Consider the following 13,088-nt stretch of genomic DNA (forward strand, 5'->3'; position numbering starts at 1 on the left):
TCCGTGACCGGGGACCCGTGACCGGGACAGGTCTCACCGGCGGCCGGTGTGGTGCCGGGCGCGTCAGGCGGCCCAGGCGTCCCGGTACAGGGCCACGATCTCTTCCGCCGTCGGCACGCGCGGATTGTTGCCGGGGCTGCCGGAGGCGATGGCCTGTTCCGCCATGGTGGTCAGCAGGCCGGACCAGCGCCCCTCATCGATGCCGTAGCGCCTGGGGCTGGGCACCGCCAGGTCAGCATTCAGCTGGTGCAGCGCGTCCAGCAGCGCCAGCCCGGCCGGTCCGTCCGCCATGTCCGGTGCCGCCGCCCCCAGGGCGCGGGCACAATCGGCATAACGCCCCTCGGCGGCGGGCAGGCTGAAGGCGGTGACGGCGGGCAGCAGCATGGCGTTGGACAGGCCGTGCGGCACATGGAAGAAGGCGCCGATGGGCCGGCTCATGCCATGGACCAGGGCGACCGAGGCGTTGGAGAAGGCCATCCCGGCCAGCGTGGCCCCCAGCATCATGGCCTCCCGCGCCGGCCGGTCCTGTGGATCGGCACAGGCCCGGCGGATATGCGGAGCGATCAGGCGCATGGCGGACAGCGCCATGCTGTCGGAATAGGGATTGGCCCTGCGGCTGACATAGGCCTCGATGGCGTGGGTCAGGGCATCGATGCCAGTGTCGGCGGTCAGCCGCAGCGGGCAGGTCAGCGTCAGTTCGTAATCGATGATGGCGGCCGTCGGCACCAGCACCGGCCCGGCGATCAGCATCTTCTCGTCGGTCGCCGTATCGGTGACCACGGTGAAGCGGGTGACCTCCGATCCCGTGCCGGCGGTGGTGGGAATGGCCACCAGCGGCACGCCTGCCCTGGGAATGGGGTTGGGCACCTTGTAGTCGCGCAATGCCCCGCCATTGGCCGCCAGGATGGCCATGGCCTTGGCCGTATCGATGGGGGACCCGCCACCCAGTGCCACCAGCCCGTCATGGCCGCCCGCGCGCAGCCGGGCCGTGCCGGCTTCCACCACATCGGTGGTCGGGTCTGGAACGGTATCAGCGAACAGCTCCACCGGCATTCCGGCGGCCCGCAGCGGCGCCAGCACGCGCTCCGCCGTGCCGCTGTCGTGCATCCAGGGATCGGTCACCACCAGCGGCCTGGTGATGCCCAGCCGCTGCACGATCTCGGGCAGGCGGCCGACGGCCCCGCCGCCGATCTCCAGGTGACGCGGGGTCAGGACGGTGGCGATCATGGGTGTTCCTCCTATGTCGGGGCGGCCGGCGATTGTCCGCGGCCCTGCGGCTGCCCCCTTGTTGTCGTTGGCCTGATTGTTCCGTGTCGGGGCGATCGGTGCAATGCCGCCGTGGGGGGAGCCCCGCGTCCTGCTGGCACTGGCGGGGCGTGCCGTGTCGCCCTATGCTGCGCGGTCCGACCCCCTGATTCCGTGCGACGGACCCTGTGATGACCAGCCCCGTGCCCGACCTGTTCACCGCTGCGCTCGCTGCCCGCGACCGCGCCCATGCCCCCTATTCCCGCTTCAAGGTGGGGGCGGCCATCCGCTCGGAAAGCGGCGCCATCTATGCCGGCTGCAATGTGGAAAATGCCGCCTATCCTCAGGGCCAGTGCGCAGAATCCACGGCCATGGGCCTGATGGTGGCCTCGGGCGACCGCCGCATCGTCGAGATCGTGGTGGTGGGCGGCGAGGCCGGATCGGGCCTGCTCTGCACGCCCTGCGGCGGCTGCCGCCAACGCATCCGTGAGTTCGGCGCGCCCGACACGCCGATCCATATCTATGATGCCGGCGGTTATCTGCGCAGCTTTACCCTGGACCAGTTGCTTCCCTTCAGCTTCGGCCCCGACAATCTGGGATTTTGATGATGAGTGTTCCTCCTGTTTCCGCCGCGCCCGGTTCCGACGCGGAGGTCGCCCGCCGCGCCCTGCCGCTGCTGGATCTGACCAGTCTCAATGATGGCGACGATGCCGAGACGGCGGCGGCGCTGTGCCGCCGGGCGGTGACGCCGGCCGGGTCCGTGGCCGCCGTCTGCCTGTGGCCGTCCTTCGTGACCCAGGCCAAGCAGGCCCTGGCCGGGACCGGGGTCAAGGTGGCCACCGTGGTGAACTTCCCCGGCGGCAGCTTCCCGGCCGACCGCGTGGCCGACCAGATCACCCGTGCCCTGGCGGCGGGTGCCGATGAGATCGACGTGGTCATGAACTATGCCGACATCATCCAGGGCAGTGGCCAGCGGGCACTGGAGCATCTGCAGGCCTGCCGCGTGGCCTGTGGCGACACCACCATGAAGGTGATCCTGGAGACGGGATCATTGGCCAAGCCGGCGCTGATCGACAAGGCGGCCCGCATCGCCGTGGCCGGCGGGGCCGATTTCCTGAAGACCTCCACCGGCAAGGTGCCGGTCGGCGCCACCCTGGGGGCTGCGCGCCTCATGCTGGAGGCCTGCCGCGATGCTGAACGCCCGGTGGGCTTCAAGGCCTCCGGCGGCGTGCGCAGCCTTGCCGATGCCACCGCCTATCTGGCTGTGGCGGACGAGATCTGCGGCGCCGGATGGGCATCGCCCGCCACCTTCCGTTTCGGTGCTTCCGGTCTGCTGGATGCGCTGCTGGGCGCCCTGGGCCAGTCGGCCGCGGCCGCACAGGCCAACAGCGGCTACTGACCGCGCAAAGCCCGTCCTCCGCCTGCCGGCCGCACCTTCCCGCATCATCCTCCGCGCAGGCGGAGCACCCCGGGGCAGCAAGATCGATGCGCTGTGCTTCACGATCCCGGATGCCCGCCTGCGCCGGCATCCGGGATCGTGTCGCATTGGCATGGTGGGTCTAGACGATGCCGGCCTTGCTGAAGGGCAGGTCGCGCAGCGGTTTGCCGGTGGCCTTCAGCACGGCATTGGCCACGGCCGGGGCCGCCGTGGGGACGCCCGGTTCACCCACCCCGGTGGGGCGTTCGCTGGACGGCACGATATGGACCTCCACCGCCGGCATGTCCGACATGCGCATGGGCTCGTACCCATCGAAATTCGCCTGATCGACCAAGCCGTCGGTCAGGGTGATGGCGTTGCGCAGGGCATGGCCGATGCCCCAGCCGGTGCCCCCCTCGATCTGGGCCTTGATGACATCCGGGTTGACGGCCACGCCGCAATCGACAGCGCAGACCACACGGTCGACCTTGATGCGGCCATCGGCCCTGACCGTCACTTCCGCCACATGGGCGACGAAGCTGCCGAAGCTCTCATGCACGGCCACGCCGCGGGCACGGGTCTCCCCCTTGGCGCCCGGCGGCAGCGGCTTGTCCCAGCCGGCCTTGTCCGCCGCCAGCCTCAGCGCGCCCTGCAGGCGCGGATGCCCCGTCAGCAGGGCCAGACGGAACTGTACCGGGTCCTTGCCGGCCGCGGCGGCCAGTTCGTCCAGGAAGGCCTCCTTGGCATAAGCGGTATGGGTGTGCCCGACCGAGCGCCACCACAGCGTGGTCACCGGCGATTTCACCACATGCAGGTCCACGGCCAGATTCGGCACGGCATAGGCCATGTCCGACGCCCCTTCCACGGCCGTGGCGTCGACCCCGTCCTTGACCATCACGGCCTCGAACGGCGTGCCGGCCATGAAGGACTGGCCGACGATGGTCTGTTCCCAGGCCACCAGATTCCCGCCCTTGTCCAGCCCGGCCTTGAAGCGGTGGACGAACAGCGGGCGGTACATGCCGCCCTTGATGTCGTCTTCGCGCGTCCACACCACATGGATCGGCGCCTTGCCACTCTTGGCCGCGTAGGCCTTGGCGATATGGGCGGCCTCGGCCATGTAGTCGGCGGTGGGCGTGGCACGGCGGCCGAAGCTGCCGCCGGCCCAGACCGTGTTGATCCTCACCTGCTCCGGCTTGCAGCCCAGGATGGCGGCCACCGTCGGCTGTTCGATGCCTTGGAACTGCGATCCGGCCCAGAATTCGGCGCCGCCGTCGGCGGTCAGCTCCACCGTGGCGTTCAGCGGCTCCATCGGGGCATGGGCCAGGAAGGGGAAGCTGTATTCCGCCTCCAGGACCTTGGCCACGCCGGCGAAGGCCTTGGCCGTATCGCCCTTGCGGGCGGCCTTGGCACCGGGCTTGCGGGCAAGCGCCCGGTAGTCCGCCAGCATCTGTTCCGTGCCGCGCTTTTCCGCCTTGGACTCGTCCCAGGTCACCGCCAGGGCCTCGCGGCCCTTCATGGCCGCCCAGCTGTTCCGGGCCAGGACGGCGACGCCGGTGGGGATCTGGAGGATGTCCACCACGCCGGGCACGGCACGGGCCGCCTTGTCGTCGACACCGGCCACCGTGCCGCCGAACCGCGGTGGTCGGGCCACCACGGCCGTCAGCTGGCCGGGTCGGCGGATATCCAGGGCGAAGATGGCGGTGCCGTTGGTCTTGGACACATGGTCCAGCCGGTGCAGCGAAGGATTGCCGATCAGGGTGAAGGTGGCCGGGTCCTTCAGTGTCACCTTGGCCGGCACCGGCTGGCGTGATGCGGCCTCGGCCAGGGCACCGAAGGGGGCGGACTTGCCGGATCTGGCGTGGCTGACCACACCCTTGGCCACGGTGATCTCCGCGGCCGGCACGCCCCACTGGGCGGCGGCGGCGGCCACCAGCATGGCGCGGGCGGCGGCACCGGCCATGCGCAGCTCGTCCCAGCTGTTGGTCACGGCGGTGGAGCCGCCGGTCCCCTGGATGCCGAAGGCGTGGTTGGCGTACAGCGCGCTGTCGGCGGGGGCGAATTCGCCACGCATCTGGCCCCAGTCGGCATCCAGCTCCTCGGCCACGATGGTGGTCAGGCCGGTCATGATGCCCTGGCCCTTGTCCAGATGCTTGACCAGCACCGTCACCGTATTGTCGGGGGCGATGCGGACGAAGGCCAGCGGGCGCGGGTCGGCCGGCCCCATGATCCGGGCCGCAGCGCCCTCGGCGGCCCTGGCGGGGACCGGCAGGGCGGCGGCCAGCACCAGGGCGCCACCGGCACCGGCGGCGCCTTTCAGGAACTGACGGCGGCTCGGCGGCTCCACCGTGGTGGCGGCGGCCTGTCTCAACAGCATGGGCAGGTGCATGGCTCAGGCCCTCATCGTCTTGGCGGCGTGTTTCACCGCCGCCTTGATCCGCACATAGGTGGCGCAGCGGCAGACATTGCCATCCATGGCCGCCTCGATGGCCGCATCGTCGGGGTCCTGGTTCTCGGTCAGCAGGGCCACGGCCGACATGATCTGGCCGGACTGGCAATAGCCGCACTGGACCACGTCCAGATCCTGCCACGCCTTCTGCACGGCGGCGGCGGCCTTGCCCTGGATGCCCTCGATGGTGGTGACGTGCATGCCGGCGGCGGCCTCGGCCGGCAACTGGCAGGACCGGGTGGGGACCCCGTCCACATGCACGGTGCAGGCACCACAGGCGGCGATGCCGCAACCGAACTTGGTGCCAGTCAGGTTCAGCTCGTCCCGCAACACCCAGAGCAGGGGCATGTCGGCAGGCACGTCGACCTCCCGTTCCTGCCCGTTGATGGTCAGCCGGATCATTCGTCTCTCCCACCCGATCTGTCTTGTGTCCCCCGCATCGTGGGAGGAGCACCTTGTCTCTCGTCTGCTCTTGGTTCCGCCCCCGGATGGGGGCAGGGCGGCAGTGAAGCTGAAGGATGTCGGAGGGTGCCAGCCTCCGTCTTCCAGATTCTTGCGCCGGCAAGGAACGCGGCCTGCGCGGCATTGCCCGGCATTGAGGTTGAGTATAGTGTATTGAATGCACGTTTCAAGGGTGGGGCGGGAGGGATCGTGGCGGCACGGGTGGCGACGGTGGCATTCCAGGGCATCGGCGTGCTCGACATCGACTGCCAGGTGCAGATGAGCAACGGCCAGATCACCTTCACCGTCGTCGGTCTGCCGGACAAGGCCGTGGGTGAGAGCCGCGAACGGGTGCGCGCCGCCTTGCACGCCCTGGGGCTGGCCCTGCCGCCGCAGCGGCTGACCGTCAATCTGGCCCCGGCCGATGTGCTGAAGGAAGGGTCGCATTTCGATCTGCCCATCGCCCTGGCTCTGCTGGTGATGATGGGTGTGCTGCCGGGGGAGGACCTGGCGCGGTTCTATGCCCTGGGCGAACTGGGGCTGGACGGGTCCATCGCCCCCGTGGCCGGCGTGCTGCCGGCGGCCATCAACGCCGCTGCCAACGACAAAGGGCTGATCTGCCCGGCGGTCTGTGGCGGCGAGGCGGCCTGGGCCGGCGATCTGGAGATCCTGGCCGCGCCCAGCCTGTTGTCCATCGTCAACCATTTCAAAGGCACGCAAGTGCTGTCGCGGCCGGAACCGCGGCTGGAATCCCTGGATGATCCCGGCCGAAGCAAGGACCTGCGTGATGTGAAGGGGCAGGAGACGGCCAAGCGGGCGCTGGAGGTGGCGGCCTGTGGTGGACACAACCTGCTGATGCTGGGGCCACCGGGATCAGGCAAGTCCATGCTGGCCTCACGCCTGCCCGGTCTGCTGCCGCCGCTGGACCCGGCAGAGGCGCTGGAAGTGTCGATGATCCATTCCGTGGCCGGCAATCTTGAGGGCGGCCGGCTGATCCGCAGGCGCCCCTACCGCGAGGTGCATCACAGTGCCACCCTGGCGGCCATGGTCGGCGGCGGCGTGCGCGCCCGGCCGGGGGAGATCAGTCTGGCCCACCATGGTGTACTGTTCCTGGACGAACTGCCGGAATTCCCCCGCGGCACGCTGGAGGCGCTGCGCCAGCCGCTGGAAACCGGGCGCGCCAGCGTCAGCCGCGCCAATGCCCATGTCAGCTATCCCGCCCGCTTCCAACTGGTGGCGGCCATGAATCCGTGCCGCTGCGGCCACCTGGACGATGCGGCCCTGGCCTGCAACCGGGCGCCGAAATGCGCCGCGGAGTATCAGAGCAAGATCAGCGGCCCCCTGTTCGACCGCATCGATCTGCATGTGGATGTGCCGGCCGTGGCGGCGTCGGACCTGTCATTGCCACCGCCGCGGGAGGGGACGGCCGACGTGGCGGCGCGCGTTGCCACCGTGCGGGAGCGCCAGCGCGCCCGCTATGCCGGTCTGGTCCAATCCGGCCTTCCGCCCATCCGCACCAATGCCGAGGCCGATGGGGAGTTGCTGGAGCAGGTGGCTGCACCGGAGCCGCAGGGGCGCGCCCTGCTGACCGAGGCGGCGGAGCGGCTGAAACTGTCCGCCCGCGGTTATCACCGGGTGCTGCGCGTGGCGCGGACCCTGGCCGACATGGACGGGTCGGACCGCGTCCGCCGCATCCATGTGGCCGAGGCCCTGGGCTATCGCCGCATCGCGCCGGGGCGTTGAGAGGCGCCGGCCGGAACCGCTTCAGCCTGCCTTGCCGTCCGCGCCTTTGCCATCCTCATCCTTGTCGTCCGGCTCGTCCTGGTCCGGGACCGTGATCGGACCAACGGTCTGGAACACCGGGCTGGTGCCATTGTGGGTGAAATACATCTTCCCCTGGCCGTAGGCGATGTAGATGCGGTGTGCCCGCACCCAGTCGGCTCCCAGCAGCAGGTCGAAGGTATTGCGGCGTTTGGTACCGTGGAACAGGTCGGCGATGCGCAACTTGGGGTTCTTGATGGTTTCGCCGCCGATGCTGACGCTCTCGACGGTGGTCAGCCAGTTATCGATGGTGGCCCGGCCGAGGCCCCCTGATTTGCCTTGGAGTTCCACGCCGGGGCTGTCCGGCGTGATCCCGATCTGGGCGGCGGCATCCCGGGTCATGACCGACGTGAAGGCGCCGGTGTCCAGCTTCGCTTCCATCCAGCGGCCGTTGATCTCGATATCGAACAGGATCTGCGGTCTCGTCCGCCGCTTGCCGGCGCGATCCTCAAGTTCCTTCAGGCGGACTTCGCTCACCGGCTTGCCGACGGCCCAATAAGCCAGTGGTTGCCCCTCGCAGCCCTCCGCCTTGATGAAACGGGCAACATTGTTGGCCAGATCCAGTTCCAGATCGTACATGGCCAGCAGCGACTGGCCCAGGATCAGCTGGAAATCCTTGGTGTCGCGTTCACCGGTGACGCCGATCTTGAAATCCTTGGCCTGCAGGCCGCCCAGGCTGAATTTAGCGATCTCTGCGGTGTAGACCTTGCTGTAGCCGCCGATGGCGGTGACCTTGTGGCCGGCCTTCTCGACCAGCGGCAGGCCCAGGCGTTCGGCATGGCTGCGGATGACCAGGGTGGCGGAAGCCCCGGTGTCCAGCAGGGCTTTCAGCGGCGTTCCGTTGACGGTGACATCGACCAGCGGCCGGTTGGCCTGCATGGTCAGCGGGAACTGGTAGAGTTCCTTCAGCTGGCATTCGGCCCGGGCTGTGCCGGCCATGGGCAGCAGCCCGGTGGCGGTCAGGGCAAGGCCGGCGAAGACTGTCCGCAGCACGGAGCGGGGCACGGAGGGATGGGGGCGTGACGCCATGATGCCTCTATCGCGGCAGTTGTCCTAACGTCGCCTTCATGCCACCGGGCGGCGGGACGGTCAAACATCCGAATATGAAAATTCCCCGACCCGCGGATCCCGAGCCCCTTTGTCCCGCCGCGCTTCGGATGGGAGGCGGGCGCAGCCCCGTCGCTGATCGATGCCGAGACTCGGTTGTCGGACAGGCATCCGTCCGATCCAGGGGAATGGTCTCCGTCCCGTGCGGGATCCCGCCTTTGCTGACCGACCTGTCACCAGCTTCGGGCACGGTGATGGAGGCCTGCTCCGGCGGGGGCGGCCCGCATCGGCGATACCTGCCAGCATCACGTGGAGGGTGCATGGGCCACATCAGCGGGCTACTCAGCTTTATCAGGCGGAAGGACGGATCGGGTCGCGGGCCGCCAGCCCACGACAACGGGGCGGGTTGGCGTATCGGCGGTCCGTGCCTGCGATCTGCGTCGGCGTCCTTTCACTCCCGATGCGAACTCTTAAGGGGCATCTATGGCGTTTCCCGTATTCATGATGGTCGTGCTGGCCGCAGTGCTTCATGCAAGCTGGAATGCTGTGGTGAAAGGGGGGGACGACACCCTGCTGACGACGGTGCTTGTAACCACATCGGCTGCCCTGCTGGCGATCATCGGCCTTCCTTTCCTTCCCTCCCCCGCGCGGGAAAGCTGGCCGTTCATTGCAATGTCCACCACATTGCAGGTCGGCTACTTCGTACTTGTCGCGCATACCTACGCATTGGCCGATATGAGCCTCACCTATCCGTTGATGCGCGGGACCGCTCCGCTGCTTGTTGCGGTGGCCAGCATGGTGTGGATAGGCGAATCACTGTCGGCGCACGTCTGGCTCGCGATCGGTATCATCTGTGCGGGCATCTTGAGCATGGTTGGAGCGATCCGGCGCGACACGAACAAGGCAGGGATCCTCCTCGCCTTGGCAAACGCCGTCGTCATCGCCGGCTATACGCTGATCGACGGGATCGGTGTGCGCCAGTCCGGTTCGCCGGCCGCCTACACCTTATGGATTTTCCTCCTGACGGGCGTGGCGCTCGTGACGTGGACGGTCGTGACGCAACGGGCAGCTTTCGGCGCCTATACCGGTCGCAACTGGAGGCGGGGGGTGATCGGCGGCATTGGTACGATCAGCTCTTACGGCTTGGCATTGTGGGCGATGACCGTTGCTCCGGTTGCGGTCGTCGCGGCCCTTCGCGAGACCTCGATCCTGTTTGGCACAGCCATTTCCGCTGTCCTGCTCCAGGAGAAAGTCGGCCGAGTCCGGTTCATCGGTGCTTGCATCATCGCGTCTGGAGCGATCCTGCTCCGTTAGGCGTGACACACTTCACCTGACGACCACTTGAGGGCGTTGCTCAGAACCCGGCATCGACGCGCCCCTTTCGGAACCCTGCTGATCGCCTGTGGGCAAGGACGATGGGGCCAAAGCCGAGGGGGCGGCTGCCGCTGCCGTCCCTGTCCCGGCCAAGCCAACCCCATCGGGACCCGATCTTACCCCGTGAATCCCATGGACAGGATGAACAGGACGAACAGCACCAGGGCCACGCTGGCGATGACCAGGAGCGCGGCTGTGCGCCATAAAGCACCTGCCCGGCCCAGGCCATAGGTGCCTTTGAGATGGAAATACATGTGGACCGGGATGGCGCACAGCAGATAGCCGCTGAGGCCGCTCAATGTCTTTCCACCCACCAGCATCAGTGAGTAGAGAATGAAAAGAAGCGACATGAAAGACAGGGAATATAGAGAAAATATTACGTGATCATACATGTATACATCCCGCCTGCCGGCGAATAAAATACAGATGAAGGGCAGGGATATCGGGATCAGCATCCAGCTGAACTTGTACGCTGTATTCTGAAGTTTGTAGATAAGAAGATCGGGATTTTCGAGTTTTTTCTTGATTTTTTCTTCCAGTGTGGGGTTTCCGATGTCGATTTTCAGTTCTTTTTTGAGCTGATCGCGGACCTCGGTGCCGATGTCTTTCGGCGGCTTGGTCTGCTCGGCCGGGGTGGCAACACCCATGGTCCGCAATGCCGTATCGAAGCCGCGGACAGCCTCCTCGGCCTGTTCCACCTTGCTGCGGGCGGCATCGCGCCGTTCGGTCGCCCGTTCCACATTGCCGCCTTCGGCTACGGCCTCCGCCAGATCGGCTTCGGCGTCGGTCAGATCGGCGCGGGCATCGTCCAGTTCCGCCGTCAGGCCGGCGCGGGCATCGGCCTGGATGTCCGTCGGCAAGCCCAGATGGACATCGCTGCCCAGCCGGGCAAAGACGAAGAACATCAGAAAAACGGTGAACAGGAACAGGGCCAGCGGCGAGACGTAGCGAACGCGATGGCCGTGGATGTAATTATGGGTCAGCGTGCCGGGGCGGAAGGCCAGCTGGGGCAGGGTGCGCCAGGCTTTGCTGTCGAAATGTAGAATGCCGTGGAAGAACTCTTCCACCACATGCAGCACCGACCGGTGCAGATGGGCCGGCTGTCCGCAGGCATGGCAGAAGGTCCCGGCCAGCGCCGTGCCGCAATTGGCACAGTGCCCATGGGCATGGCCGCTACCTTTCCCGTCGTGATTGTCCCCGTCAATGGCGGCCGCCGCCAGACCAGCCGTGGCCAGAGCCCCGGCGGCTTCGATTTCCGTGCTCATCTGTCCCCCACCAAACTGCGGGCAGCGTGCGAGCAAATGCGGGCAAGATCAAGGGGGTGGGAGGGTCTCCCGGGTCTTGGCCCCTGCCTGTCGCCGCGAAGTGGTCCGCTCCGGCTTCCACCACCCGCCCGCGCCGCACTGCACCGCCGTCGCGGGAGGGAAACCTGCCGGATGACGGGTCCGACTCGGTGGTGTGGGCAAGGACAATGGTGTCCGCCGGTGATCGGCATTCCCGTCAGCCCCCGGAACAGCGATCTTGATAAAACATCCTATATCGGATGTAATGCGCTTCCGGCGACGTTTCGCCGTCGTCCCATGGTTTGTGAGGTGCCCCATGATCATCGAGCCATTCCGGCGGTTGGCTCTTCTGTTCCGGCCCGCGCCGCCAGGGCTGGGCGATCTGCCGGCTGCCCTTGTCCGGGATGTGCTCGGCGATGCCGGATCGGATGCGGGCCGGCGTGGGCGTGCCGTATCCGTCGCCGCAGCGGGTCGGACCAGCCGGCCCGACGCTGGTTTCTTTTGCACTAAATCATCCGATCTCGGAATAGACTGGCCTATGCGATAGATTGCCGGTTGCAACTCTCCCGAAGTTCGGTCACAACCGCTTCTGACGTTCACCCCAGGCAGGAGGAAACCCCATGCTGCAGTCCCACCGTCTCCTTGGCTTCGGCAGCGGCACGCGCCGTTGCGGCGACGCCCGCACCGGCCGTGCGCTTCCATCCGACGCACAGCACAGAATCCGACAACAAGAGGGACGTCATGAGCCTGTTCATCTCCTTGGGAAAAGGCCCCAAGCTTTTCATTGAGGTCGCACGCTGGGCCGAAGCCCCGCGTGGACTGCAAGTCCGGCGGGAGAACGGGGAAGTCCTGTTCTGGCTCGGTCGTGTCCATCTGATCTATACGCCGGCCCGTTGGCGGCCGGCAGTCCGGGGACCGACATTTGATGGCCGTACATCCAACGGACGCAGCCTGGCAACCTGATGACCTGGACCCGATCGTCCGGGTGCTGGGGGCGTTCCGCACCCTCGATCCGGACCTGCCCATCCAGTATGCGCTGTCGTTCCTGACCATCGCGCAGAATGAGGGCCTGTCCATCCGCGACCTGTCCGAGCGTCTGGGCATCGCCCAGTCCTCCGCGTCGCGCAATGTGGCCGCCTTGTCGAAGTGGCACAGCTTCGGCAAGGCCGGCCATGACCTGGTCCAGGCGGAAGAGGACCCGCGCGAACGCCGCCGCAAGATCATCACCCTGACCGACAAGGGCCGGGAACTGGCGCGGCAACTGGCGGATCTGCTGGACCCGCCCCAGGCGGACACGCCCGCGCAGCGCCGGCGGGCCTAACCCGCCCGATCCGCTGTGCCCGCCGCCGACGGCGGCCCTGCCAGCGGCAACGGCGCATAGGCGGCCATGAACACGGCCACGGCCGCGGCCGCCCGGTCCTGCCGCTCGGTGTCCGACAGGGGCCGCCCGGTGCCCAGCAGGGCACCCAGCTGGATCGAACCGCCGACCATGCCCATGAACTGCTCGGCTGCCAGGGCCGGGTCCGGCAGGTGCAGCAGGCCGTGCCGGTCCATTTCCGCCAGATAGGCCACCAGCGCCGCCCGCGACCGCCGCGGGCCGGCCTCGTAGAACAGTTCCCCCAACGCCGGGAACTGCGGGAAGGCTGCCGCCAGCGTCCGCAGCAGCCGCCCGTAATCCGGCATCTGCATCAGTTCCAGGAAGCGCACGCCCAGGATCTGCAGCGCCTCCCGCGGCGGTCGGACCTCCCGCCCGGCCAGCAGCGGTTCCAGCACCCGGTCGCAATGGCTGCGGATGATGGCCTGGAACAGCTGCTCCTTGGCGGAGAAATGCTTGTAGATGGTCTGTTTCGACACGCCGGCCCGCTCGGCCACGCTGTCCATGCTGGCGCCATAGCCGTCGCGCAGGAACACCTCGCGCGCGGCATCCAGGATGGCGCTGCGCTTCTCCGGATCGGGCGGGCGGCCGGCGCGGCGCCGGGGGGAGGACGCGGTGGAGGATAGGGGATCGGTCATG

General features: G+C 67.7%; 12 protein-coding genes. 6 read left to right on the plus strand and 6 right to left on the minus strand.

Annotated features, from left to right (window positions below; all coding sequences use genetic code 11):
• Window positions 1-63: 63 nt before the first annotated feature.
• Window positions 64-1,227, minus strand: a complete 1,164-nt coding sequence (locus tag DK368_RS07885) for an iron-containing alcohol dehydrogenase (protein WP_114393374.1) — start codon at window positions 1,225-1,227, stop codon at window positions 64-66.
• Between the two features lie 209 nt (window positions 1,228-1,436).
• Between DK368_RS07885 and cdd the strand changes: the two genes are divergently transcribed.
• Window positions 1,437-1,850 (plus strand): cytidine deaminase, encoded by a 414-nt coding sequence (gene cdd / locus DK368_RS07890; protein ID WP_114393375.1) that lies wholly within the window; start codon window positions 1,437-1,439, stop codon window positions 1,848-1,850.
• A gap of 2 nt (window positions 1,851-1,852) precedes the next feature.
• Entirely contained in the window at window positions 1,853-2,644 is a 792-nt protein-coding gene (gene deoC, locus DK368_RS07895; protein WP_114393376.1) for a deoxyribose-phosphate aldolase, read from the plus strand.
• Window positions 2,645-2,804: 160 nt separating this feature from the next.
• Here deoC and DK368_RS07900 read toward each other — a convergent pair whose 3' ends face one another.
• Together DK368_RS07900 and DK368_RS07905 are read right to left on the minus strand one after the other, a co-directional pair.
• Window positions 2,805-5,048, minus strand: coding sequence for a xanthine dehydrogenase family protein molybdopterin-binding subunit (locus tag DK368_RS07900; RefSeq protein ID WP_114393377.1), 2,244 nt, complete (start codon window positions 5,046-5,048; stop codon window positions 2,805-2,807).
• 3 nt (window positions 5,049-5,051) lie between these two features.
• Complete coding sequence (locus tag DK368_RS07905) at window positions 5,052-5,510, minus strand: (2Fe-2S)-binding protein (protein ID WP_114393378.1); 459 nt, start codon at window positions 5,508-5,510, stop codon at window positions 5,052-5,054.
• A 249-nt stretch (window positions 5,511-5,759) separates the two neighbouring features.
• Here DK368_RS07905 and DK368_RS07910 point away from each other — a divergent pair, with 249 nt between their 5' ends.
• Window positions 5,760-7,292: a YifB family Mg chelatase-like AAA ATPase gene (locus DK368_RS07910; RefSeq protein ID WP_114393379.1), complete on the plus strand. Its 1,533-nt coding sequence runs from the start codon at window positions 5,760-5,762 to the stop codon at window positions 7,290-7,292.
• Window positions 7,293-7,313: 21 nt separating this feature from the next.
• Here DK368_RS07910 and DK368_RS07915 read toward each other — a convergent pair whose 3' ends face one another.
• The gene (locus tag DK368_RS07915) at window positions 7,314-8,399 is read right to left on the minus strand and encodes a retropepsin-like aspartic protease (RefSeq protein ID WP_114393380.1); all 1,086 of its coding nucleotides are present in this window, start codon (window positions 8,397-8,399) and stop codon (window positions 7,314-7,316) included.
• Window positions 8,400-8,918: 519 nt separating this feature from the next.
• Between DK368_RS07915 and DK368_RS07920 the strand changes: the two genes are divergently transcribed.
• Window positions 8,919-9,731, plus strand: a complete 813-nt coding sequence (locus DK368_RS07920; protein ID WP_240002392.1) for an EamA family transporter — start codon at window positions 8,919-8,921, stop codon at window positions 9,729-9,731.
• A gap of 176 nt (window positions 9,732-9,907) precedes the next feature.
• Here the strand turns inward: DK368_RS07920 and DK368_RS07925 are convergent, their stop codons facing one another.
• Window positions 9,908-10,858: a DUF3667 domain-containing protein gene (locus tag DK368_RS07925; protein WP_162305927.1), complete on the minus strand. Its 951-nt coding sequence runs from the start codon at window positions 10,856-10,858 to the stop codon at window positions 9,908-9,910.
• Window positions 10,859-11,815: 957 nt separating this feature from the next.
• Here DK368_RS07925 and DK368_RS21315 point away from each other — a divergent pair.
• Entirely contained in the window at window positions 11,816-12,037 is a 222-nt protein-coding gene (locus tag DK368_RS21315) for a hypothetical protein (protein WP_155524515.1), read from the plus strand.
• Window positions 12,000-12,395 carry a MarR family winged helix-turn-helix transcriptional regulator gene (locus tag DK368_RS07930; protein WP_114393383.1) on the plus strand — a complete coding sequence of 132 codons (396 nt, stop codon included), beginning with the start codon at window positions 12,000-12,002 and terminating at the stop codon, window positions 12,393-12,395. The genes DK368_RS21315 and DK368_RS07930 overlap by 38 nt, the downstream gene beginning before the upstream one ends.
• Here the strand turns inward: DK368_RS07930 and DK368_RS22270 are convergent.
• Window positions 12,392-13,087 (minus strand): TetR/AcrR family transcriptional regulator, encoded by a 696-nt coding sequence (locus DK368_RS22270; RefSeq protein WP_114393384.1) that lies wholly within the window; start codon window positions 13,085-13,087, stop codon window positions 12,392-12,394. The genes DK368_RS07930 and DK368_RS22270 overlap by 4 nt on opposite strands.
• Between the last annotated feature and the right edge of the window lies 1 nt (window position 13,088).

The organism is Oleisolibacter albus (assembly GCF_003336875.1).
GTDB lineage: Bacteria > Pseudomonadota > Alphaproteobacteria > Azospirillales > Azospirillaceae > Niveispirillum > Niveispirillum album.

Excerpts from the sequence above, each read along its gene's own strand:
- cdd (WP_114393375.1), top strand. The coding sequence starts at position 1,437 with ATGACCAGCCCCGTGCCCGACCTGTTCACCGCTGCGCTCGCTGCCCGC.
- DK368_RS07885 (WP_114393374.1), bottom strand. The coding sequence starts at position 1,227 with ATGATCGCCACCGTCCTGACCCCGCGTCACCTGGAGATCGGCGGCGGG.
- deoC (WP_114393376.1), top strand. The coding sequence starts at position 1,853 with ATGAGTGTTCCTCCTGTTTCCGCCGCGCCCGGTTCCGACGCGGAGGTC.
- DK368_RS07900 (WP_114393377.1), bottom strand. The coding sequence starts at position 5,048 with ATGCACCTGCCCATGCTGTTGAGACAGGCCGCCGCCACCACGGTGGAG.
- DK368_RS22270 (WP_114393384.1), bottom strand. The coding sequence starts at position 13,087 with ATGACCGATCCCCTATCCTCCACCGCGTCCTCCCCCCGGCGCCGCGCC.
- DK368_RS07920 (WP_240002392.1), top strand. The coding sequence starts at position 8,919 with ATGATGGTCGTGCTGGCCGCAGTGCTTCATGCAAGCTGGAATGCTGTG.
- DK368_RS07915 (WP_114393380.1), bottom strand. The coding sequence starts at position 8,399 with ATGGCGTCACGCCCCCATCCCTCCGTGCCCCGCTCCGTGCTGCGGACA.
- DK368_RS07905 (WP_114393378.1), bottom strand. The coding sequence starts at position 5,510 with ATGATCCGGCTGACCATCAACGGGCAGGAACGGGAGGTCGACGTGCCT.
- DK368_RS21315 (WP_155524515.1), top strand. The coding sequence starts at position 11,816 with ATGAGCCTGTTCATCTCCTTGGGAAAAGGCCCCAAGCTTTTCATTGAG.
- DK368_RS07930 (WP_114393383.1), top strand. The coding sequence starts at position 12,000 with ATGGCCGTACATCCAACGGACGCAGCCTGGCAACCTGATGACCTGGAC.